This window comes from Streptomyces sp. 63XJN7_1_ISO-PGPR-S23-121, assembly GCF_056173025.1.
Map to the genome: position 1 here is coordinate 4,061,044 of NZ_CM149653.1, position 21,969 is coordinate 4,083,012.

Consider the following 21,969-nt stretch of genomic DNA (forward strand, 5'->3'; position numbering starts at 1 on the left):
GGGCAGGGTGGGTCTTCGCCGCCGGCCCGGAAGCGGGGCGTCGGACGGGTCGGCGGCGAAGGCTTGGGAGAGGCGGGGTGCGGGGTTCCGGAAGGGTCAGCCCTTGAGCCCGCCGGCGGTGAGGCCGCTCATGATGTTGCGCTGGAAGATCAGGAAGATCAGGAGCGTCGGCAGTGAGGCGATGGTGAGCGCGGCGATCAGCACGTTCATCGGTACGCCGTTGGAGAGCGAGTAGATGCCGACGTTCAGGGTCTGCATGGCCGGGTCGGGCAGGACGAGCATCGGCCAGAGGAAGTCCTTCCAGACGCCGACGATCGCGAAGATGGAGACCACGCCCAGGATCGGGCGGGAGATCGGCAGGACGATCGACCGGAGCGTGCGCATCGGGCTCGCGCCGTCCATGGCGGCCGCGTCCAGCAGTTCCTTGGGGATCGAGTCGAAGAACCGCTTCAGCAGGAAGATGTTGAAGGCGTTGGTGACCGACGGGAGCCAGATGGCCCAGGGGGTGTTGAGGAGGTTGCGTTCGACGACGGGCACGTCGAGCACGGTGAGGTACTGGGGGACGACCAGGACGGTCGCGGGGATCATCAGCGTCGCCAGCATCGCCCCGAGGACGGCCTTGCCGAAGACGGGACGGAGTCTGGAGAGCGAGTACGCCGCGGCGACGTCGAGGACCAGTTGGAAGGCCAGAGCGCCGAACGCGTAGTACAGGGTGTTGAACAGCAGCTTGGCCAGGTCCATGACCTCCCAGGCCCTGGAGTAGTTGTCCGGCTCGAAGGAGCCGGGCACGAGTGTCGGCGGCGTCTGGATCACCTCCTGCGTGTCCTTGAAGCCGCTGGAGATCATCCAGTACAGCGGTCCGAGGAACACGAGGGTGAAGCCGGCGACGACGACGGTGAACATCACCCAGTAGACGGCCTTGCCGCGGGGCCTGGCGAGCTGGGCCGGTGAGATGAGCGTGCGTGTGGACATGCCGGGGCTCCGGTTCCTACTCGTTCTCGGCGCGGTTGAGCTTGACGTAAGCCGCCGAGAAGCCGGCGAGGATGACGAGCAGGAGCAGCCCCAGGGCTGCCGCGGCGCCGTAGTCGTTGAAGTTGAAGGCGTACTGGTAGATGAGGTAGACGACGGTGGTGGTGGACCCCTCGGGGCCGGCTCCGCCGGTGAGCAGGAAGGGCTCGACGAAGACCTGCATGGTGGAGATGACCTGCATCAGCAGCATCAGGGAGAGGATCAGCCGCGTCTGCGGAATGGTCACGTGCCAGATCTTGCGCAGCACCCCGGCCCCGTCCAGCTCCGCCGCCTCGTAGAGCTCACCGGGAATTCCCTGCAGGGCTGCGAGGTAGATGAGGGCGGCACCGCCCATGTTCATCCAGGTGGAGGCGATGACGATCGAGAGCATCGAGGTGTCCGGGTCCTGGAGCCACTGCTGCGCGGGCAGACCGAAGAAGCCGAACACCTCGTTGAGCAGCCCGTACCCCGGGTCGTACAGGTACTTGAACAGCAGCACCGAGGCGACGGGCGGGAGCATCACCGGCAGGTAGACGAGCAGCCGCAGGTATCCCTTGCCGTGCCGGAACTCGTTGATCACGACGGCGACGACGAACGGTACGGCGAAGCCGAAGACCAGGGCCAGGACCGTGAAGAGCAGGGTGTTGCGCCACGCCTGCCAGAACGCGGGGTCGTTGAACACCGTGGTGAGGTTGTCCAGCCCCACCCAGCTGACGTCGCCGTTGTCCGTCTTCTGGAAGGCGAGGAAGAACTCGCGGATCATCGGGTACCACGAGAACACGGCGAAGCAGAGCACCGCGCCGATCAGGAAGCCGTGGGCCGTGAGGTTGCGCCGCAGGCTCTTGGCGAAGCGTCCGCCCGGTGGCTCGGGGTCCGCCGCGTGCGGAGGGGTGCGGCGGTGACTGGCCGCCTTGCTCGGGTTCATGCTGGGGGCCGACATCGTCGCTCCTTGACACTGGTCCGCCGGGGCGTCGCCCCGGATGCCACAAGTGGTCTGGTCCGCTCCCCTGGGGGGCGGCGTCCGGCGGGGCGGTCGCGACGCCCCGCCGGGGCGCTCACTGGTGGGCGAGCACCTGGTTGACCTGGCTCTCGGCGGTGTCCAGCAGCTTGTCGATGTCGGCGTCCTCGTTGGTGAGGATCCCGGACATCACGTTGTCGAGGACCTTGTAGATCTCCTGGGCCTTCGGCGGCTCGGCCTTGCCCGCGACCGGGTTGTCCATGAAGGTCTTGAAGTTGGCGACCGGCATGGTGGCGTTCTGCTTGCGGGCGGCGTCGTCCTTGGTCTTCGACTCACCCGTCCAGAAGTTGGGCTGCGGGATGCCCACCGGCAGGTCGTCGGCCTTGGTGCGCTCCCAGTCGAACTGGCCCTTACCGACGGCTAGGTTCTTGAAGTTCAGCCAGGCGATCGCGGCCTTGACCTTGTCGCCGGAGATGCCCTTCTTGATCATGTAGCTGTTGCCGCCGGCGAGGGTGTTCTTCTCACCGGGGATCGGGCCCATGCCGAAGTTCTCGTACTTGGCGCCGAGTTGCTGGACCATGTAGGCGATGTCGTCGGGCGCCGCGAGGAACATGCCGAGCTTGTCGGTGGCGATCTGCTTCTGCAGGTCGCCCCACTTCAGCAGCTGCGTCTTGCCCATGCTGTCGTCCTGCCAGCGCATGGCGTGCAGGTTCTGCGCGACCTGGTGCCCCAGGGCGTCGTTGAAGGCCGCCTTCCTGCCGCTCGCGTCGACGACGTCGCCGCCCAGGCTGTACATGTGCGCCGTGAAGTGCCAGCCGCCGGTGTTTCCGGCGCTGTACTCGCCGAAGCCGGCGATGCCGTTGCCGAGGCCGGCGATCTTCCCGGCCGCGGTGCGGACCTCCTCCCAGGTGCGCGGAGGTGTGTCGGGGTCGAGGCCGGCCTGCTCGAAGAGCTTGCGGTTGATCAGCAGGCCCATGGTGTAGTTGCTGGTGGGCAGGCCGTAGAGCTTGCCGTCGCTCTTGAGGGAGGCGAGGACGTCCGGGTCGATGTCCTTCAGCAGCGGCACCGTCCTGTCGTTGACGTACGCGGTGATGTCCTCCGCGCCGTCGTTGTCCAGCACCTGCGGCAGGTCGGTGAAGTAGGTGTAGAAGACGTCCGGCTGCGACTTGGCCTTCAGCATGGCCGTGAACCGCGGGGGTTCCAGGCACTGGCCCGGGGTGGAGCGGCCCTGGATGGTGACGTTGGGGTAGGTCTTGTTGAACTCCTCGACGTCCTCCTTCCACTCCTTGAGCTCGGCCGCCTTGGCCGTCGGGGGCATGCAGTCGATGGTGAGCGTGACCTTGGTCTTCGGGTCCAGCGGAGCTGACGGGTCCGAGGACCCTCCGTTCGAGGAACCGTTGCCGTCGTCGCTGCTGCTCGTTCCGCAGGCGGCGAGCGCGGTGAGCATGAGCGTGGAGACAAGGGTCATGGCGCCGACACCGCGGACACCGGACAGCCGAGCACTTCTCATGGGTGGACCCCTTCGGGCATGAACGAGGAAGGCGCCCCGTCGCCGATGCGTGGCGGGGCGCCGCTCACTCAACCACCACGAACAAGTGAACGCAAGATCTCACGCTCATTTCGTAATTGTTTGACAAGCTCGCGGTACACAGAGGCAGAACGGACGCTCAACCGGTCGAAAAGCCCGTCAGCCGCCGGCCACCAGGTCGACGGCGGGGGTGGTGGCGGCCCGCAGACCCGCGGCCTGGGCGGTCGACGCACGAACCACCAGTTCCGGTTCGAACAGCAACTCGTTGTGGGGCACGTCGCCGCCCTGGATCCGAGTGGCCAGCAACTCGACCGCGGCGCGTCCCATCGCCTCGATAGGCTGGCGCACCGTGGTCAGCGGCGGCTCGGTGCACGTCATGAAGGCGGAGTCGTCGTACCCCACCACGGACACGTCCTCCGGCACCCTCAGACCCCGCCTGCGGGCGGCCCGGACCGCTCCGAGGGCCAGGGGGTCGCTGGCGCACACGATGCCCGTCACCCCCTCGTCCAGCAGCCGCGAGGCGGCCGCCTGGCCGCCCTCCAGGGAGAACATCGACCGTTGCACGAGCTCGTCGGCCAGGAAGCCGCCGGCGGCCCGGGCGGCGGCCCGGAGCCTGCGACGGGAGGGGATGTGGTCCGAGGGGCCGAGCACCAGCCCGATCCGCTCGTGGCCGAGCGACACGAGATGGCGCCAGGACTGCTCGGTCGCCACCACGTCGTCGCACGCGACGCTGGGGAAGTCGAGCCCTTCTATGGCCGCGTTCATCAGGACGACGGGGATGCGCCGCCGGGCCAGCAGCCGGTAGTGCTCGTGCGGCGCGTCCGCCTGCGCGAACAGCCCACCCGCGAAGATCACGCCGGAGACCTGCTGCTGGAGCAGCAGCTCCACGTAGTCGGCCTCGGACACACCCCCCTTGGTCTGCGTGCACAGCACCGGCGTCAGCCCCTGCTGCGCCAGTGCGCTGCCGATCACCTCGGCGAACGCCGGGAAGATGGGGTTCTGCAGCTCCGGCAGCACCAGCCCCACCAGACGGGCCCGCTCCCCCCGCAGTTGCGTCGGACGTTCGTACCCCAGGACGTCCAGCGCCGTCAGCACCGACTGCCGTGTCGCCTCCGACACCCCCGCCTTGCCGTTGAGGACCCGGCTGACCGTGGCCTCACTGACTCCCACCTTCTTCGCCACTTGAGCAAGTCGTCGCGTCATACTCGCAACCGTAGCGCAAACCCCCGCAAGGATTTGCGCTACGCATGGCCGATCCGCGACGGAACCAGCTGGGCTAGGGGTTGATGTTGATCTTGAAGGTCGAGGTCGTGTTGCGGACGTCCACGGCGTTGTCCTCGAGCTTCAGCCCGTTGAAGGTGACCTCGCCGACCGCCGGGCCCTGCCCCTGCTCCGGCATCTCGTTGGCCCACAGGCCGAAGCCGGACCTGGCGTCGTAGGCGTCACCGCTCTTGTGCGCCCCCGTGACGGTGACGTCCGTGAAGACGGTGTCCTTGACGGGGTACTGCGGCTGCCCGCCCACGTAGTTCGTCTGGAACATGATGCCGCTGTAGGTGGGGTCGACGATGTCCACGTGATTGACGCGGATGCCCTGGAAGACCTTCGAGGCGGAGAAGACCCAGATGCCGGGGAAGGTCTGCGCGTCCCAGAAGTGCCCGCCGGCCCGTTCGACCGAGATGTTCTCGAAGGTGGTCAGGGCGGCCCCGAAGCCGTTCATCGGGTAGCCGAAGTCCAGCGACGAGATGGTGATGCCGGAGTACACCAGGGTGTCCGCGATGCGGATGTTGCGGAAGGTGTTGTCGTAGCCGCCGTACACGGCGACACCCGCGGCACGCCAGGTCAGCGTGGTCGTCAGGTTCTCGTAGAGATTGTTCTTCATGTCCGCGCCGCCGGCGTCGATCGCCGAGAACAGCGCGAAACTGTCGTCGCCGGTCGCCCGGGCGTCGTTGTTGGAGACCAGGTTGTCCGTCGACCCGTTGGTCATGTTGACGCCGTCGGCGAACATGTTGCGGATGCGGGAGTTCTTGATGGTCATCCGGTCGGTGTTGGCACCCCAGTACAGGCAGACCATGTGCTCGTTCCAGATGTTGTCGATGACGATGTCCGACACGTTCTGGAAGTCGAAGACCTTGCCCGGCCCGTCGATGCGCGAGGTGTAGTTGCCGAAGTAGGCGAAGTTCGCGAAGGACGAGCCCTTGGCGGTGGCGTCGGCCCGGAAGCCGATGTCGGTGTTCGACTGCCCCTCGGGAGCGTGGAACCGGGTGTACCACGGCCCGGCGCCGACGACCTCGACCGCCTTGCCGTACACCTGGAACGTGCTGGACGTCTGGTAGTCCCCGGACGGCAGGTACACGCCGACGAGCTTGCCCGAGGTGTCCATGCGCACCCGGTCCAGGGCGTTCTGCACGTCCTGGTGGGTGAGTCCGGCGGGTACGGCGTACGCGGCCGGGTCCGGGTTGGCGGCGGGCGCCACCTGCTCCAGGTTCACGAAGTCGAAGGCGTACGCGGTGGAGTCCGAGGCGTCCTTCTGGAGCCGGATCCTCGACCCCGCGGGCACGGTCTGGTCGAACATGAGGTGCGCCTCGTCGTAGATGTGGCGCGGCGCCCCGGAGCCGGGCGAGTTCCCGGGCGCGGCCTCCGCCCCGTACAGCCAGGCGTAGCGGGAGGTGAGCGGCAGCGTCTTCTTCTTGACGCCGTCCACGTAGACGCTGATCGTCGAGTCGATGCCGCCGCCGCCCGGCGCGTCCGGGATCGAGAAGCGGGTGACCAGGGTGTTGGTGGTGGCCCGGGTCGTGAACTCGACGTACTGACCGGTGCCGGTCAGGGTGACCGCCTTGCGGCCCGAGGCCTCGCCGGCGAGATCGCCGACGGTCCGGTTGGGCCCGACGACCCTGGTGCCGCCACCGAGCGAGCCGTCCTCGGCCTCGTACATGTCGTACGGCATGTTGGCGCCGCGCCCGACGAACAGGGGCTTGGTGGAGGTGTTGTTGTCCCGCTTGGCCGGTATCTCCTCCGCGTCGGGGTCGACCACGGCCTTGGCGCTGCAGGACCCGTTGACGGCCTTCCACGAGCCGAGGGTGACGGCGGTGGTGGTGGCGCCGGGGGCGATGACGCCGGTGTGGGTGCCCGCCAGGGTTCTGACGGTCGCGCCCTTGCTGTCGGTCAGGGTGAGGGTGATCCGGTGGTCGCCGCCCGCGGAGGCCACCGTGCCTTGGTTCTTCAGGGCGACGCGGAAGGTGACGTCGTCCCCGGCGGCCGGGGACGACGGGGACGTGCTCACCGCCGCGACGACCAGGTCGGAGCTGGCGACCGGCTTGACGACCAGCGCGTCCGGGCCGGTGTAGGTGTTGTTGGTCTCGTTCTGTTCGATCACCGCGTCGCCGTCGTCGGCCACGGCGCTCAGCGGATAGGTCCCCGCCTCGCGGTTGCCGAGGGACGCGGTGACCGTGGTCTGCTCCCCCGCTCCCAGCGCCCCGACCTGCGCGGTGGCCACGGTGGAGCCGCCGAGCCGCACGGCGAGCCTGCTGGCCGGCGCGTCGGCCGCCCCGCTGTTGCGGACGGTGGCGGAGGCGGTGATGTGGTCCGACTCCACGGGCGTCGCCGGTGACGTGGTCAGCTTCGTCACCTCCAGGTCGGGGTTGGGCGCGGTGACGCCCATGACCTGGAACTCGGCGATCTGTCCGGCCGTCGCGCCGCTGTTGGCGGTGAAGCGCAGCCGCACGTCGGCGGTGCGCTTGCCGACCGGGACGGTGACGGTGTTCCGTCCGGCCGGGGTGAACGCGTAGTCCTTGGCGGCCACCAGCGGGGTGAAGCCGGTCGCGCTCTGCTCCCGGCCCTGGACCTCGATGGTCTGGGTGCGGCTGCCCCAGTCGGGGTCCAGGCGCAGCACCAGCCGGTCGACGTCCGCGTTGGCGCCCAGCTTGACGGTGAGGGTGTTCGGGTAGGTTCCCGCGCCGCCCTCCCAGTACGTCGCCGTGTTGTTGTCGTTGGCGTTGGCCGCGACGTACGTGTGGATCACGGAGGAGGCCTCGATGGGTTTGCCCACCGCCAGGTCGGCGTCGGCTCCGCTGCCGTTGCGGGTCACCTGGTTGCCGGGCGGTGACTGGTTGCCCGCCGCGTCCCTGGCGCGCACGGTGTAGGTGACGGTCGCGGAGGCGGGCTGGGTGTCCGTCCAGGTGGTCACGTCACCGGCGACGGAGGCGCGCCGGATGTTGTTGGCGTAGATGTCGTAGCCGGTCACGGCCCTGTTGTCGGCGGAGGCGCCCCAGGTGAGCCGGATCCGGCCGGCCTCGGGCTCGGTGAGGGACAGGTTCACCGGGGCGGTGGGGGCCTCGGTGTCGCCGTCGTCGGCCGCGCGGGTCACGGTGTCGCTGTTCGCGGACTGGTTGCCCGCCGCGTCCCTGGCGCGCACGAAGGAGCTGACACGGGTGCCCGCGGGCCGGGTGTCGGTGTACGTCGTGACGTTCCCGCCGACCGACGGTCGTCTGCGGGCTGTCATGCGTCCCCGATCTCGGCCCCGCGGGCGGCGGGGCACGGCGGTGGGATGGGTGGGGGGCGGTGCGCCGGCCGTGGCCGGCGCACCGCGGTGATGCCGTGGTCAGCCGCGCGAGGCGGCGGAACCGTTCGCCGAGCCGTTGAACGTGAACTGCGATCCGGGTTCCTTCACCAGATCGCCCTGGGCCGAGGCGGTGATCGTCACGTTGGCCAGGGTGGCGCTGCCGCGCGCCCCGCCCATCGCGAGGATTCCGGACCCGTTGTTGGACTTGGCGATGGTGACGTTCCTGATCTGCACGTCGGGCATGGCGCCGCCGCCCGTCTTGAACTGGATGCCGTCGTAGGTGGAGTCGTGGATGTCGGTGTCGCGGATCGTCACGCCGGGGATGTCCTGGCCCTGGGCGAAGAGGGTGATCGCGCCGAACTCCTGGGCCTCGCCCCAGAACGCCCCGCCCGTGCGGTACAGGCCGTTGTTGGCGAGGAGGGTCTGACCGGAGAAGGGCAGGGGGTCGTGGTCGGTGGCCAGCATGATCCCCGGGTAGTTCATGGTGTCGGAGATCAGGTTGTTCTCCACGGAGTTGCCGTGACCGCCGTAGATCGCCACGCCGTTGGCCCGCCAGGGCAGCTGGATGGTGTTGTTGCGGAAGTGGTTGTCGTGGCCGACGTCGACGGAGGTGTCCTTCACGTACTTGTTGGCCCACACGGCCAGCGCGTCGTCGCCGGTGTTGCGGAAGGAGGAGTTGTAGACGGTCGAGTTGCGGGTGCCGTTGGAGAAGTTGACGCCGTCGGCGTAGGTGTTGCGGATGCGTACGCCGTTGAACTCCAGACCGTCGGCGGGGCCCCAGAGCTCGGGGATGTTGGAGTAGTCCCTGCCGACCCAGGCTCCGACGTTGGAATGCTCGATCCACACGTTGGTGATCCTGGTGTTCCTGCCGAAGCGGCCGTTGAGCGCGACGCCGCCCTCGGCACCGCCGTCTCCGCCGCGGATGGTGCCGGAGCCGAAGACGGCGATGTCGGAGATCTTGGTGTTGTCGTCGATGTCGAACCCGAAGTTTCCCTCGTGCGGGTGGTTGATGCCGCCCGCGTCCTGCGGCTGGATCAGCGAGTACAGCTGGGAGTGCCACATGCCGGCGCCGCGCAGGGTGACGTCGCGGATGCCGACCTGGTTGTACTGGCCCCGGTTCTGCGGGGCGTCGGTGAGGATCTTCTTCTCCTGGCGCCATTGGCCCGCCGGGATCCAGACACAGGGGATCTCCCCCTTCTGGTCCGCCGCGACGGCACGCTGGATGGCGTCCGCGTCGTCGAGGCCGTCGTTGGGCACGGCTCCGTAGTCGGTGATGGAGACGCACTCCGCGGGCTTGGCGGCCGCGGGGGCGACCTGCTCCAGGTCGACGAGGTCGATGACGTAGAAGGCGGCGTTGTCGCCGGCATCGCGCTGGAGGCGGAACGTGGTGCCCGCCGGGTAGGTCTCGGTCAGCAGGGCGTGGGACTCGTCGAACAGGCGCCGGGCGTCACCGCCGGGGCGGTTGGTCAGGCCCTCCGGGTCGTCGGTGGTGCCGTAGAGCCAGCTGTGCTTGGACGACAGGTTGAGCTTGCGGACGAACTCGCCGTTCGCGTAGAGGCTGATCGTCGCCTCCTGTCCGCCGCCGCCGGCCGCGTCCGGGATCGCGTTGCGCACGACGACCGAGTTGGACGGCGTGGTGGAGGTGAACTCCACGTACTCTCCGGCCGAGTCGAGCCGGACCGAGCGGCGCCCGGAGGACTCGGTGGCGAAGTTGGTGTGCCCGAAAGTCCGCCTGGCGTCCGTCTTCAGCAGGGTGCCGTTGTAACGGCCGTCCTCCGCCTCGTACTCGACGTACGGCACGGCGGCGCCGCGGCCGACGACGAGCGAGCGGGCGAAGGTGTTGTTGTCCTCATTGGTCTCCTGGACGACGGAGGTGGCGTCCGCGGTGGCGGTGAGCGTCGCTCCCCCGCTGGTCGCGGTCCAGTCGCCGCTGATGGCCACGTTCGTGGTGGCACCGGCCGCGATGGCGCCGGTGGTGCCGTTCAGGGTGGTGCCGCCGACGGTGAGCCGGGTGACCGATCCGGCGGGCACGGGGCTCGTGCCCCGGTTGCGCACGGCGACGGTGAAGCCGACCTTGGCTCCGACGGCCGGGCTGGACGGGTTGGTGGTGATGCCCGTGACCTCGAGGTCCGGGCCCGGTGCCTGGCCGACGACCAGTTTCGAGCCGGCGTTGCGGCTGTTGTTGCTGTTGTCGAGTTCGGCGACGGAGTCGGAGGGATCGACGACCGCGGAGACGGTGTAGCTGCCCATGGGCCGCTTGCCGACGTGCACCGGCACCCTCACCGACGCGCCTGGGGCGAGCGCGCCGACAGCGGCGCTGCCGGCGACGGTGCCCTCGAGGCTGACGTCCACCGTGGTCGCGGGCGAGGCGGCACTGCCGTCGTTGCGGACCGTGGCCTCGACGGTGACCGCGTCCGACTCGGAGGGCGCCGCGGGTGACCAGGTGAGGGAGGTGACGGTCAGGTCGGGTGCGGGAGCGGCCGCGCCGATGACCTCGAACTCCGCGACCTGTCCCCCGCCGGCGCCGGTGTTGCCGGAGAACTCCAGGCGCACGTCCGCGTACCGGCCGGAGACGGGGATGGTCACCGTGTTGTTGTTCTGCGCCGGGCCGAAGGTGTAGTCGACACGGCTCTTCAGGGAGGTGAAGCCGGTGGCGCCGGCCGCGCGGCCGAGTACCTGGATGCTCTGAGTGCGGGTGCTCCAGACCGGGTCGGGGTTGAGCTTGACGACGACGCCGCTCAGGTCGGCGTCCGCACCGAGCCGGGTGGTCAGTGTCGACGACTGGCCGCTCGCCTCCCAGTAGGTGGATGTGCTGCCGTCGTTGGCGTTGGCGGCGACGTAGTTCTGGGTGGTCGACGAGGCCTCCATCGGCTTGCGCAGGGCGAGGTTGGTGCCGGCCGGCGGGGTCCCGGGGTCCCCTCCCCCGGCGTCGCCGTGGACCTCCACCTCAGACAACTGGGCCGCGTTCCAGCCCGTGTTGCCGGTCACCTGAACCCTGACGTAGCGGGCATCCCCGTCGACGCCGACGACCACGGTGCCGGCGGCGTTCGGGGAGAAGGTTCTCGCGGCGCCCGCCGAGAGGGTGGAGAACGCCTGGCCGTCGGTGCTGCCCTGGACGCTGATGGTCTCGGTGCGGGCCTCCCAGGATGCGGGGAGTTTCAGCACGACGTCGTCGAGCTCGGATCTGGTCCCGAGGTCGATCTGCACCCACTGCGGGAACGAGCCCGTAGGCCCCTCCCAGTACGAGGCCTGGCTGCCGTCGGTGACATTGCTCGCCGGGTAGCCGCCGAGGGCCCCGCCTGTCGTCACCGGTCGGCCCAGCGCCAGGTTCGGGCCCTCCGCGGTGGCCGCGTGGGCGGTCACGGGGAGCGCGCCCGCCGTGAGCAGACCCGCCGTCACGAGGCCGACGGATACCCGCCGGCCCGGATGTCTTCCCCTCATGAGGCTCACTCGTTTCCTTTCCCTGAGTGCCCGGGAACCGGCCCGCCGTGCGTGGCCCGCCGCGCACCGCACGCCGAGGCACGGGAGCGCCGAGCGGCGGTGATCGTCGGGCAGGAGGGGCCGGTGCGCCTGGTGGGCGGTGGCGGTCGGCAGGCCCGGAAGAAGCCGAGGTGAAGCCAGGCCCGCTCAAATCCAAAAGTTGAGTGATTTCGTCAATCTTTTGCAGCACTGAGGTGACAGGTTTCTACCGCGTATCGACTTTGTCAACGCCTCGGGACGGCACAGAAGTTGGACACCGGCGCCGGCGGGCCGTCGCGGCCGGTGCACTTCGGTCGCCGAGGTCACCCACTCGCTCGTCGGCGACAGGGGATGTAACGCGTCCTCGGCGCAACGGATTTACCCAGGCGATGGCGTACGTTCCGGAGCGCCGGCCTCGTCCCGGTCCGGCCTCCGACCTCAGCCGATGCGGACCCGGTGGCCTGAGGCCTCGGCGCTCTCCGTCACGCGCGGGCCGGCAAGCTGGTCAGCAGGCTGCGCCGTGCGGACTCCACGTGCTCTTCGGCCCGGCGGGCCAGGGTGCGGCTGTCGCCGGAGCGCAGGAGAACGGCGAGTTCACGATGCTCGTCGACCACACGCGCGCGGTAATGGTCGTAATCCGCGTCGACGCGACGTAGTTGGAACAGGTGCAGCTGGGAGCGGATCGCCTGCCAGGCGGTGGTGAGCCGGCCGTTTCCGGCGGCCGTGTAGATCTGATCGTGGAAGGCGATGTCCAGTGCCACCAGTCGGCGAGCTTCGCTGCCTCCGGCGACCCCGGTCGCCATCTCGGCCACCAGCCGATCGAGGCCGGCCAGTTGCTCCGCCGTCGCGGTCCGCCGCGCGGTGGTCGCGGCCAGACGGTCCAGCGCGGTCCTCAGCGCGTAGACCTCCTGCACGTCCTCGGCCGTCACCTCGATGACGGTGGTGCCGCGGTGCCAGCCGCCGCGAACCAGGCCTTCCTGCGCCAGCCGGGCCAGCCCTTCCCGGACCGAGCCACGGCTGACCCCGAGGCGCTCGGCCAGCTCCACTTCCCGCAGTGCTGCTCCAGGCGGGAAGTGACCGGAGAAGATGGCCGCCCGCACCAAGTCGGCGGCTTCGTCGGCCAGACCGCGCCGGGCCGCCTTCGGCAGTGCAGAGGACATCCCCCGATGCTGACATCCGGACAACTCTGCCGCCAGACCTCGTCCCCGACTTGGGCACCTCATTGTCCTGATGTTGACATTGGGACACGACCGGGACACGCTGCCCGGGACGCCGAGCCCGCCGGAGAGGACCCCCGATGTCTCATCGACCCGCTGTCCACCTGGCCATCCCGGTCGACGACCTGGCGGCCGCCCGCGGCTTCTACGGACAGGTGCTGGGCCTGCCGGAGGGACGCAGCACCGACCACTGGGTCGACTGGAACCTCGAGGGGCACCAGCTGGTGACCCACCTCGTGCCGACCGCGCCGCAAGCGGCCGGTACCAGCCTGGTCGGACAGCACCGGGTGCCGATCCCGCACTACGGTCTCCTGCTGGAGGAAGAGCAGTTCCACGAGCTCGCCGAGCGGCTGCGAGCCGCCGGCGTGTCCTTCGACATCGAGCCGCACCGTCGCTTTCCCGGCGAGCCCGGTGAGCAGTGGACCATGTTCTTCCGTGACCCCGCGGGCAACGCCCTGGAGTTCAAGGCCTTCCGTGACGAGTCAATGGTGTTCGCCCGATGAGCCAGGTGAGGGGCGTACTGGTCACCGGCGCATCGCGCGGCATCGGCCGCGCCGTCGCGATGGCCTTCGCCGCCGGCGGCGACCGAGTCGCGGTGCAGTACGCCGCCCGTCGTGCGGACGCCGAACGGACTCTGCGGGAACTGCCGGGCACCGGGCACACGCTGCTCCAGGCCGACCTGGGCGAACCCGGCGCGGCCGAGCGAGTGGTGACCGAGGCGGTGGCCGCGCTCGGCACCGTGGACGTACTCGTGAACAACGCGGCCGTGGCGCCCGCGGCGGACACCCGGCATCCGATCGCACAGACCCCGCTGGACCACTGGCAGCAGGTCTGGCGGCGCATGGTGGACGTCAACCTGCTGGGCGCGGCCGACTTGAGCTGGGCCGTGGCCCGTCACCTCGTCGACCGGGGCGCCGATGGTGCCATCGTGAACGTCGGCTCGCGCGGCGCGTTCCGCGGCGAACCGGACTTCCCGGCCTACGGGGCGACCAAAGCCGCTCTGCACGCTCTCGGCCAGTCGCTGGCCGTGGCGCTGGCCCCGCACGGCATCACGGTCACGTCCGTCGCGCCCGGATTCGTGGCCACGGAACGGCAGACGGCCAAGCTGTCCGGCCCGGAGGGCGAGCGCCTGCGCGCGGAGAGTCCCTTCGGGCGGGTCGGCACCCCGGAAGAGATCGCCGCCGCTGTGCATTTCCTCGCCTCCCCGGCGGCGGCGTGGGCCTCGGGAAGCGTCGTCGACCTCAACGGCGCGTCGTATCTGCGCACCTGACGCACGAACCGGGCAAGGACGGCCACACCCACGGCCTCGCGTCCATCGGCCGCTCCGAAGGGGCTGCTCCTACCAGGGCTCACCTGTGGAGGGGTCGAGGCCCGCATCAAAACGACGTTGCTCCTCGCGCCAGTTGACGAAGGAGGGCTCTTCGGGGAGGCCAACGCTGATCGTCTCCTCCTGGAATTCTTCGTCGGTGAGCAGTCTGCGCAGGAACTCGGCCATTCCGAACGGGTGGACCTGGAGATGAGGATTCGTGTCCCGCCCGCACACGAGCACGGGCCACAGGTCGGGATCGTCGCCCGTGGTCAGCCAGCAGTAGATGTCCGCGCCACTGGTGACGCCCCAGGCACTGAGCCGCCCTGCCCCGTACACCCGCATGAAGGCGACGTAGTCGGCGGGAAACCGGGTCCCCCAGATCTCCTCGAGCTCACTCCAGTCGATCCGCTCATCCACTCCGTGCGCCGTCGGCACGACCTGCTCCAGTGCCGCTGTCCGAGGGATCCCGCCCACGTCCACTTCTTTGACTGTGCTGCATCCAGACGTTGGGTTCCTGACGCTCTGCTGGTCCGTGCGGTAGCGGCCTGGAAGGCTACCAGCGGAGTGTGCCGTGCCCGGCTTGGCCCCCACTGACGGCCTGGCCCAGACGGCGGGGGATGCGGTGAAGTGGTAGGGGCGGTAGCCCTTGCCGTCGTTATCCCAGTCGAACTGGAGGTAGCCGTCGCCGAGTCCCCGGCGGCTTCCGGCCGCCCAGCGGATGGCGGAGGTCGTGTAGGAGCCGGAGCGGGTGTTGTTCTCGATGCCGTAGAAGTTCTTCCAGGCCTGGACAGTGCCGGGGCCGGAACGGGAGTGCTTGATCTGCTGGACCCAGCGGGCGGCGTCGAACACCGGGCCCTCGTCGTAGAAGTTCGGGCTGTTCACGCTGACCTTGGCGTAGGCGTACGCGGACGAGCCGAAGCGCTTGGCGCAGATCGTGGCGGCGAGAGCCCAGTTGTCGGGCCAGGGGCCGCTGTAGGCGGGGTCGTCGACCGTCCTCTTCGAGGTGGTGCAGCGGTAGCCCGCGGCCGAGGCCGTCGGCGCGGTGTCCAGGGCCGTCGCGGCACTGGCGGCGACACTCAGAGCGGTGGTTTGGCGGGCCTTCGCCGACGGGGGCCGCGGCGGGAGCGGATCGGCGGTATGCCCTTCACGAGCGGGACGAAGGCCTGGCTGTCGTGGACGTTGGCGCCGGAGATCCCGACGGACAGGGGCAGACCGGTCCGCTCGGTGATCAGATGGATCTTCGAGCCGTACTTGCCCCGGTCGACAGGATTCGGACCTGTCAGGTCCCCCTTTTCAGGGCCCGCATGTTGACCGAGTCGATCGCGCACCGCGACCAGTCCAGGTCGCCGCGGGAGCCGAGTTCGTCGAGGACCAGGCGGTGGAGCTTGGCCCACACCCGGGCCTTCGTCCATTCGGTGAAGCGGCGGTGGGCCGTCGCGCCGGACGGACCGAATGAGGCCGTCGGCAGCTGCTGCCACGTGCAGCCCGAGGTCGCCACGAATACGATCGCGGCCAGCACCTCACGGTCGCCGTGACGACGCCGGCCGCCACCTTGCGGCCGCGACGGCGCCTCCGGCACCACCCGCTGGAACAGCTCCCACAGCTCATCCGGCACCAGCCGCTCAACGGTCCCCGCCACGGCAGCAGCCTACCCAGCCAAATGAGATGACTTGTTAGCTGATCAGACGGGTGGGAGAGTTCGTGAGGGCTGACAGCCATGGCGCAGCCCATGATGAGCTTGGCAGTTGTGGTAGCCGCCGTGCGGGTGCCATCCGGATTCAGGCGGCAGGAGAAAGATTGCTCAACGGCGATGACATTCCTCGGGAGCAACAGTCTCCTTCAGGAATGCCCCTGCCGGAGTCCTGCGCCGGGGCACGCAGTTCACGATTCTGGACAGGAGTACAGCCCATATGAGTAATGCGGCACTGACAGCGGACCACAGGCGTGAGGCCGGGGTGTGGCCCTTGATCCACGCTGAGCGAGCGGCGCTGGCAGCCGATCTGGCAGATCTGACGGACGAGCAGTGGGCGACGCCGTCGCTTTGCACTGGCCTGACAGTGCGTGAGGTGCTGGCGCACCTGACCGCGGGCGCGAGCCTCAACACGATGCGCTGGCTGGCGGGTGTGATCCGCTGCCGGTTCGACTTCGACAAACAGGTGGCCATGCGGCTGGCCCAGCAACTCGGCACGACCCCGGGCGAGACTCTTGAACGTTTCCATCGAACCGTCCCGAGCACGACCAAGCCTCCCCTGCCTGCCATCGCCATGCTGGGCGAGGCGATCGTGCACGCAGAAGACATCCGGCGCCCACTGGGCATCCGCCGTGACTATCCGATCGATGCCGTGGCGAAGACGGCCGGGTACTACCAGGGATCAGACCTTGTAGTCGTCGCCAAGGGCCGCATCAGCGGCCTGCGACTCGTAGCCGACGACAGCCCGTTCACCAGCGGTTCGGGGCCCTTGGTGTCCGGCCGCACCGTAGCCTTGATCATGGCCATGACGGGGCGCGCCACGTACTTGGACGATCTCGAAGGCGACGGTGTGGAACTGCTTCGCAGTCGCTGCGGAACAGCGTGACACGGTGTCGTGACCTCCAGCCCGGCTCCGGAGCAGCAGCCGACGTGCGCCAGGGCTGACCCGGGGTGAGTGTTCATCTTGGTGATGGCGGGCCCTACTACGGTGCTCACGCGGTGGCAGGCGCGCGGGTGTGGGTGCAGGCGGTGAGTATGAACACGCCCAATCTGAAGACCGCCACGCAGTGGATCAGCGGCGGAGCCCCTCTCTACCGGGTGCGCAAGCCGGATGGTCCGGCGATGCACTTGGTGAGCTACTTCGTCGTCCTGGACGAGACGCGTGGGCAGCTGCTGCTCGTCGCTCACCGCAAGGCGGGTCTGTGGCTGCCGGCAGATGGTCATGTCGAGCCGGGTGAGGATCCGTGGGCGGCGGTGGTCCGTGAGAGCCGTGAGGAACTGGGCATCGAGGCTGTGGCATCGCCGGTCTCCGGCAAGCGTCCCTTCTTCCTGACCGTCACCCGCACCCGGGGGCACGGCCCGCACACCGACGTCTCGCTCTGGTACCTGCTCAACGCGGCTGCCCACACCATCACCTCCTGGGACGAGAGTGAGTTCGACTTGATCCGGTGGCTGACCAGCGAGCAGGTACTCCAGGAGCCGTGCGAGCTGCTCGACCCCCACGTGCACCGCTTCACCCGCAAGCTGCAGCACGCCTGGACCCGCAGGCACTGCGGGTAGTCTCCTGCGGCCGTCCGCGAAGACGTCATCGGCCCTCGGGGCTCCGTTGCCCGCATGGTCACCGATGGATGCCAGGGACGCTGGGGCCGGCGGCCTGCGCCTGGACGTGCCTGTCGTCGTGCGCGGCGCTCGCCGCGGCGGTGGTGGGTGCGGGTCCGGCCGGTGCGGGGTCGGGCTGAGGGGCGGGGCGTGCCACGGCCTGCTTGAGGCGGGCGCGGGTCTCGTTCTCGTCGAGCGGGACCACCCGCGCGGTGAGTCGGTGGCCGCGGACAGTGCCCCGTCTGATGACGGCCGCGCCGCGCGACGTCGTAGTGCGCGGCTAGGTTGGCGCGCAGTTACTCGCTGACCGATCTGGGAGAGGTGTATGTCCTCGTTGGATGAGTTGCGGCCCCTGCTGGGCGAGCCCGTCGCCAAGCGTGCGGACCCAGGTGGCTGGGATGAGGTCGAGGAGTACGTCGGTGCGGCCCTGCCCGGCGACTTCAAGGCGTTCGTCGGTGCGTACGGCAGCGGGCTCGTCTGCGGCGAGCTTGCCGTCTTCCATCCGCGGGGGTCGAGCCCGCTGCTGGAGCGTATGCGCGCGACGCACGCGACGTTCACCCGACGTCGCGCCAGTGCACTTGCCAGTGGGGACGCCGAGCACGTCCCCTATCCCTTCCATCCCGATCCCGGCGGGCTGATCTCGTGGGGGTACGACCACAGCGGGGACGAGTACTTCTTCTGGCCCTGCGACCCGGACCCGGACCGGTGGAAGGTCGTCACGATGGCTCATGAAGAGGGCTGTGTGACCTTCGACGGGCCCTTCTCGGCGTTCGCCCTCGCGTTCGTGCGGCAGCTGCTCGACGTGGACCGGTACCACGGCATCGACCTCGATGCCCTGGAGTACCTGGCCCCGGAGGACCTCGAAGAACTGGCCGCCGCCGGAGAGATCGGTCCCGTCCAGCCGGGCTTCGAACCGCTCTGACAGACCAAGCCCCTGGGGGGGCTCGGTACGCCGGACGGACAGTGGCCGGGCCGGCTGCACTCGCGTGGGCTGCCGGCGCAGCGGTGAAACGGGGCGGCAGGAGAGTGGCGCGTTCGGACGCGGTCCGCGACCGCGGAAACTGCGGTGCCCTCAGGGTGCTGATGTCCGTATCCTCCGGCGGGTGAGTCTGATCGAGATGGGGCCGGGGCAGGACGAGGTCGTCGTAGGAGGGGCGGGGGCGCTGGCGCCCCGTGTCCGGTTGTTCGACTGGGTGCGGGCGGATGAGTACGAGTCGGCCTTCGCGGTCGAGGCCGTTGCTGACGGCATGCGGGCTCGGCTCGAGACCGTGACCGTCACCGTCTGGGACGACATGAGTGCGTTCTTCGACGGCCTTGCACGGGACTTCCGCGGCTGGGAAGGCGAACGCGTCTGGAGCAACAATCACCTGGTCGTGACCGCGGTCTTCGGCTCGGGTGGTCATGTGTCTTTGGGCTGGACGCTTCGGCCCGACCCCTTCTCCGCAGACTGGACGTGCACGGTGACGACCATGATCGAGGCCGGGGAAGGGATGACGGCAGTCGCTGAAGACCTGCGCGCGTTCCTGCACCAGGGATAGCCGCCTGGGTCGGCAGCCTCTCGCCTCGGGTTCAGCGGGCCAAAGGCCGCCCGCCCGGGGCGCCTGGGACGGCGGCGAGTGTCGTGGCTTGCCGGCGGCGTGGAGGCCCGGGAGGCGGGTTGGGAGGCCGGCCGGGCCGGGATGGCTTTGTCCATGAGAACGGGCTCTGGCTCAACTTCTGTGTAATCAACCCACAGGACGGCAGGTCCAAGACCGGTAATCATGCCCGCCGGGACCGGAGCCGCGGGCGGACTGTGACAGGGTAGGCGGCGTGGACTGCGTCTTCTGCCAACTCATCCGTGAGGGCACCGCACGCTGGGTAGCCCGCGAGGCTAAGACCTGTGCATTCACCCCACTGAACCCGCTCGCGCCGGGGCACACACTGGTTATCCCCACCAGCCACTTCACGGACGTGTTCGACACCCCGCCCGATGTCCTGACTGCGTCGATGATGCTGGTCCAGCGCCTGGCAGCGGTCATGCGCACTGCCCTGGACGCCTCGGGCGTCAACATCCTGAGCGCCAGCGGACCGGGATCGGAACAGTCCGTTCCTCACCTGCACTTCCACGTCGTTCCTCGGTGGGTGGACGACGGGATCTCGACATGGCCGACCGGTCACTCCCGCCGCTGCTTCACCGGCGACCCAGGCACGCAACTGGCAGCCGCACTCACTCGTGCTCAGCGGTAGGGGGGCGCGACGCGTGCCGGATGCTCATGCCTCCCTCGTCCCTCGGTCTCAGGGGGCAGAGGCGCCGACGACTTCCGCCAACTCGCCCGCTGCCTCGGGGGTCAGACGGTAGAACCCCTGGAGGCTGACCGAGCTCTCAAGACGGCCCTCCACCACGTGCTTCAGACCGCGGGTCTGACCTCGGCGGTTGCGCCAGGTAAGCCTTGCAAGCAGTTCACCAGGGGATGGCCACGTCGAAGCGTACGGGCGTCGCGTCCACGTGCACCGCCATGGCGCCACAGCCGCCGGCGCCGAGCATCGACCAGTCACCGTGCCCGGGATACGCAGGATCCTCCCAGGTTGCGGGTGCCGCACCGCAGCAGTCGCGTCGATCCATGTCGATCACCCGCAGCCGACGAGGCCACTGTGTCTGCCGGAGTGCGGGAACTCGACTCCGGAGAGGCCCCGTCGAGACGTATCCTCCGGCCCGGTGCCGGCCGCAAACGCGTCGTAGACCAAAACCCAGCCGTGCGGGAGGCACTGCTCACACTGGTCGAGCCCGACGTCCGCGGAGATCCCATGTCGCCGCCGCGCTGGACCACCTAAGACGCCGTTTCACTTGGTGAGTCGTCGGTAGTTGATGAGGCTGGTGGCGATGGCGGTGAACGCGAGGAAGTGCTCAGGCTTGCGTTCGTAGCGGCGGTGCAGGCGGCGGCAGCCGGCGAGCCAAGACATGGTCCGCTCGACCACCCAGCGGTGTCGGCCCAGTCGCTGTGAGGTGTCGGTGCCGCGGCGGGCGATGCGGGGTGTGATGCCTCGCTCGCGGAGCCATCGCCGCAGGTGAGAGTAGTCGTAGCCCTTGTCTCCGTGGAGTTTCGCAGGCCGCCGTCGCCGGGGACCGCGTCGGCTGCGCACCGGCGGGATGGATGCGATCAGCGGCTGCAGCGCGAGGCTGTCGTGTGTGTTGGCAGCTGAGATGGCGACGGCGACGGGAAGGCCGCTGCGGTCCACGACGAGGTGGATTTTCGATCCACTCTTGCCTCGGTCGGTCGGATTCGGTCCGGTCAGCTGCCCCCTTTGAGTGCTCGGACGCTGACAGAATCGACGGCGAAGCGCGACCAGTCCAGCTCGCCCTGGGCTCCGAGTTCATCGAGGATGACGTGGTGCAGACGTGCCCAGACCCGGGCCTGGCTCCAGCGGGCGAAGCGCCGGTAGACCGTGGGCCAGGCCGGCCCGAAGACCGGTGGCAGTTGCCGCCACGAGCAGCCTGACGTGGCCACGAACACGATTGCAGCCAGACACTCGCGGTCCCCGGCCCGTCGCCGGCCGCCTCCCTGTGCGCGTACGACCACCGTCTCGGGCACGACCCGCCGGAACAACTCCCACAGCTCGTCCGGCACCAGGCGCTCAGCAAGACTCGTCATACCAACACAACGACCCCGGCGACCAAAGGAAACGACGTCTAATCCACCCGCAAGCTCGCCGAGCAGCTGACCCGGCAGGGCCACAGGATCTGTGCGGATACGGTGGGCAACCTTCTGCGCGAGGAGGGCTTCAGCCTGCAGAGCAACGCCAAGACCCTTGAAGGCAGGCAGCACTCCGACCGGGACGCACAGTTCCACCACCTCAATGAACAGGCCCGCGATCATCAGCACGACGGGGCTCCGGTGATCAGCGTCGACACGAAGAAGAAGGAACTGGTCGGCCCGTTCAAGAAAAATGGCCGTGAGTGGGAGCCGCGAGGCGAGCCGGTGCGGGTCGATACCCACGACTTTCCCGACCCTAAGCTGGGCAGGGCGGTGCCCTACGGCATCTACGACGTCGTCGCGAACACCGGCTGGGTCAACGTGGGCACCGACCACGACACCGCCGCGTTCGCCGTCGAGTCCATCCGCCGCTGGTGGAACGGCGCCGGACGAGCCACCTATCCGACAGCCGGCAGGCTATTGATCACCGCCGATGCGGGCGGCTCCAACGGCTTTCGCACCCGCACCTGGAAGTCTGAACTTGCCCGATTCACCGCCGAGACCGGGCTGACGATCACCGTCTGCCACCTGCCTCCCGGCAAATCGAAGTGGAACCGGATCGAGCACCGGCTGTTCTCCCACATCACCATGAACTGGCGAGGCAGGCCCCTGACCATCCACGAAGTCAGCGTCCAGAGCATCGCCGCGACCACCACGAAGACCGGCTTGACCGTTCACCCCGAAGCCGACACCAACCCCTACCCCACCGGCATCCAGGTCAGCGATGACGAACTTGCCGCCCTCCCGATCACCCGCACCGCTTCCACGGCGACTGGAACTACACCCCCCACCCCCAGCACCCACGGGACACGACGGCTATCAACAACGTCGTGTCGGCGGGTGGGTGCGAACGACAACTTTATTCAAGAAGCAGCGCCGGGTATGCGGCCCGAAGAAGGGAGTGTCTTGTCG

Annotated in this window: 16 protein-coding genes and 4 pseudogenes; 9 read left to right on the top strand and 11 right to left on the bottom strand. The window is 69.0% G+C overall.

All coding sequences use genetic code 11. From position 1 onward, the window contains the following. Nucleotides 1-96 precede the first annotated feature (96 nt). The 7 genes and pseudogenes from AC0VYN_RS18085 to AC0VYN_RS18115 form a co-directional block, all read right to left on the bottom strand. On the bottom strand, nucleotides 97-972 hold the full coding sequence (locus AC0VYN_RS18085) for a carbohydrate ABC transporter permease (RefSeq protein WP_475531754.1): 876 nt from the start codon (nucleotides 970-972) through the stop codon (nucleotides 97-99). A gap of 16 nt (nucleotides 973-988) precedes the next feature. Then, complete coding sequence (locus tag AC0VYN_RS18090) at nucleotides 989-1,948, bottom strand: carbohydrate ABC transporter permease (protein WP_475531755.1); 960 nt, start codon at nucleotides 1,946-1,948, stop codon at nucleotides 989-991. A gap of 115 nt (nucleotides 1,949-2,063) precedes the next feature. Continuing rightward, nucleotides 2,064-3,476: an ABC transporter substrate-binding protein gene (locus tag AC0VYN_RS18095; protein WP_475531756.1), complete on the bottom strand. Its 1,413-nt coding sequence runs from the start codon at nucleotides 3,474-3,476 to the stop codon at nucleotides 2,064-2,066. Nucleotides 3,477-3,653: 177 nt separating this feature from the next. Beyond that, a complete protein-coding gene (locus tag AC0VYN_RS18100; RefSeq protein WP_475531757.1) occupies nucleotides 3,654-4,697 on the bottom strand; it encodes a LacI family DNA-binding transcriptional regulator in 1,044 nt (347 codons plus the stop codon). A gap of 73 nt (nucleotides 4,698-4,770) precedes the next feature. Beyond that, nucleotides 4,771-7,971, bottom strand: a pseudogene (locus AC0VYN_RS18105) (CARDB domain-containing protein); the annotation flags it as partial. A 120-nt stretch (nucleotides 7,972-8,091) separates the two neighbouring features. Further along, on the bottom strand, nucleotides 8,092-11,493 hold the full coding sequence (locus AC0VYN_RS18110; protein WP_475531758.1) for a CARDB domain-containing protein: 3,402 nt from the start codon (nucleotides 11,491-11,493) through the stop codon (nucleotides 8,092-8,094). A 500-nt stretch (nucleotides 11,494-11,993) separates the two neighbouring features. Beyond that, a complete protein-coding gene (locus AC0VYN_RS18115; RefSeq protein WP_475531759.1) occupies nucleotides 11,994-12,671 on the bottom strand; it encodes a GntR family transcriptional regulator in 678 nt (225 codons plus the stop codon). A gap of 137 nt (nucleotides 12,672-12,808) precedes the next feature. On the opposite strand from AC0VYN_RS18115, the gene AC0VYN_RS18120 reads away from it, so the two are divergent. Together AC0VYN_RS18120 and AC0VYN_RS18125 are read left to right on the top strand one after the other, a co-directional pair. Continuing rightward, nucleotides 12,809-13,231 (top strand): VOC family protein, encoded by a 423-nt coding sequence (locus tag AC0VYN_RS18120; protein WP_475531760.1) that lies wholly within the window; start codon nucleotides 12,809-12,811, stop codon nucleotides 13,229-13,231. After that, nucleotides 13,228-13,998: an SDR family NAD(P)-dependent oxidoreductase gene (locus tag AC0VYN_RS18125; protein WP_385464582.1), complete on the top strand. Its 771-nt coding sequence runs from the start codon at nucleotides 13,228-13,230 to the stop codon at nucleotides 13,996-13,998. Before AC0VYN_RS18120 ends, AC0VYN_RS18125 begins: the two co-directional genes overlap by 4 nt. Nucleotides 13,999-14,067: 69 nt before the next feature. On the opposite strand, the gene AC0VYN_RS18130 is transcribed toward AC0VYN_RS18125, so the two are convergent. Next, complete coding sequence (locus tag AC0VYN_RS18130) at nucleotides 14,068-14,919, bottom strand: hypothetical protein (protein WP_475531761.1); 852 nt, start codon at nucleotides 14,917-14,919, stop codon at nucleotides 14,068-14,070. Nucleotides 14,920-15,125: 206 nt separating this feature from the next. Further along, a pseudogene (locus AC0VYN_RS18135) lies at nucleotides 15,126-15,676 on the bottom strand (IS5 family transposase); the annotation flags it as partial. A 271-nt stretch (nucleotides 15,677-15,947) separates the two neighbouring features. On the opposite strand from AC0VYN_RS18135, the gene AC0VYN_RS18140 reads away from it, so the two are divergent. The 5 genes from AC0VYN_RS18140 to AC0VYN_RS18160 all read left to right on the top strand — a co-directional run bounded on the left by AC0VYN_RS18140 (nucleotide 15,948) and on the right by AC0VYN_RS18160 (nucleotide 19,552). Then, on the top strand, nucleotides 15,948-16,613 hold the full coding sequence (locus AC0VYN_RS18140) for a maleylpyruvate isomerase family mycothiol-dependent enzyme (protein ID WP_475531762.1): 666 nt from the start codon (nucleotides 15,948-15,950) through the stop codon (nucleotides 16,611-16,613). A 149-nt stretch (nucleotides 16,614-16,762) separates the two neighbouring features. Continuing rightward, entirely contained in the window at nucleotides 16,763-17,287 is a 525-nt protein-coding gene (locus AC0VYN_RS18145) for an NUDIX domain-containing protein (protein ID WP_475531763.1), read from the top strand. A gap of 364 nt (nucleotides 17,288-17,651) precedes the next feature. Further along, the gene (locus tag AC0VYN_RS18150) at nucleotides 17,652-18,248 is read left to right on the top strand and encodes a hypothetical protein (RefSeq protein ID WP_475531764.1); all 597 of its coding nucleotides are present in this window, start codon (nucleotides 17,652-17,654) and stop codon (nucleotides 18,246-18,248) included. 181 nt (nucleotides 18,249-18,429) lie between these two features. Beyond that, entirely contained in the window at nucleotides 18,430-18,864 is a 435-nt protein-coding gene (locus AC0VYN_RS18155; protein ID WP_475531765.1) for a DUF6228 family protein, read from the top strand. A gap of 271 nt (nucleotides 18,865-19,135) precedes the next feature. After that, entirely contained in the window at nucleotides 19,136-19,552 is a 417-nt protein-coding gene (locus tag AC0VYN_RS18160) for an HIT family protein (protein WP_475531766.1), read from the top strand. A gap of 214 nt (nucleotides 19,553-19,766) precedes the next feature. On the opposite strand, the gene AC0VYN_RS18165 is transcribed toward AC0VYN_RS18160, so the two are convergent. Further along, on the bottom strand, nucleotides 19,767-19,928 hold the full coding sequence (locus AC0VYN_RS18165) for a hypothetical protein (RefSeq protein WP_475537063.1): 162 nt from the start codon (nucleotides 19,926-19,928) through the stop codon (nucleotides 19,767-19,769). A gap of 17 nt (nucleotides 19,929-19,945) precedes the next feature. On the opposite strand from AC0VYN_RS18165, the pseudogene AC0VYN_RS18170 reads away from it, so the two are divergent. After that, nucleotides 19,946-20,134, top strand: a pseudogene (locus tag AC0VYN_RS18170) (ISAzo13 family transposase); the annotation flags it as partial. 12 nt (nucleotides 20,135-20,146) lie between these two features. Here the strand turns inward: AC0VYN_RS18170 and AC0VYN_RS18175 are convergent. After that, a protein-coding gene (locus AC0VYN_RS18175) for an IS5 family transposase (protein WP_475536912.1) occupies nucleotides 20,147-20,955 on the bottom strand; the annotation gives its coding sequence in 2 pieces (ribosomal slippage) (nucleotides 20,147-20,601 and nucleotides 20,601-20,955; 810 coding nt in all). Between the two features lie 42 nt (nucleotides 20,956-20,997). Here AC0VYN_RS18175 and AC0VYN_RS18180 point away from each other — a divergent pair. Beyond that, nucleotides 20,998-21,860, top strand: a pseudogene (locus AC0VYN_RS18180) (ISAzo13 family transposase); the annotation flags it as partial. Nucleotides 21,861-21,969 lie beyond the last annotated feature (109 nt).

Bases quoted from the DNA above. Each gene is read 5' to 3' on its own strand.
- AC0VYN_RS18085 (WP_475531754.1), bottom strand. From the start codon at position 972: ATGTCCACACGCACGCTCATCTCACCGGCCCAGCTCGCCAGGCCCCGC.
- AC0VYN_RS18090 (WP_475531755.1), bottom strand. From the start codon at position 1,948: ATGTCGGCCCCCAGCATGAACCCGAGCAAGGCGGCCAGTCACCGCCGC.
- AC0VYN_RS18095 (WP_475531756.1), bottom strand. From the start codon at position 3,476: ATGAGAAGTGCTCGGCTGTCCGGTGTCCGCGGTGTCGGCGCCATGACC.
- AC0VYN_RS18100 (WP_475531757.1), bottom strand. From the start codon at position 4,697: ATGACGCGACGACTTGCTCAAGTGGCGAAGAAGGTGGGAGTCAGTGAG.
- AC0VYN_RS18110 (WP_475531758.1), bottom strand. From the start codon at position 11,493: ATGAGGGGAAGACATCCGGGCCGGCGGGTATCCGTCGGCCTCGTGACG.
- AC0VYN_RS18115 (WP_475531759.1), bottom strand. From the start codon at position 12,671: ATGTCCTCTGCACTGCCGAAGGCGGCCCGGCGCGGTCTGGCCGACGAA.
- AC0VYN_RS18120 (WP_475531760.1), top strand. From the start codon at position 12,809: ATGTCTCATCGACCCGCTGTCCACCTGGCCATCCCGGTCGACGACCTG.
- AC0VYN_RS18125 (WP_385464582.1), top strand. From the start codon at position 13,228: ATGAGCCAGGTGAGGGGCGTACTGGTCACCGGCGCATCGCGCGGCATC.
- AC0VYN_RS18140 (WP_475531762.1), top strand. From the start codon at position 15,948: ATGAGTAATGCGGCACTGACAGCGGACCACAGGCGTGAGGCCGGGGTG.
- AC0VYN_RS18145 (WP_475531763.1), top strand. From the start codon at position 16,763: ATGAACACGCCCAATCTGAAGACCGCCACGCAGTGGATCAGCGGCGGA.
- AC0VYN_RS18150 (WP_475531764.1), top strand. From the start codon at position 17,652: ATGTCCTCGTTGGATGAGTTGCGGCCCCTGCTGGGCGAGCCCGTCGCC.
- AC0VYN_RS18165 (WP_475537063.1), bottom strand. From the start codon at position 19,928: ATGGATCGACGCGACTGCTGCGGTGCGGCACCCGCAACCTGGGAGGAT.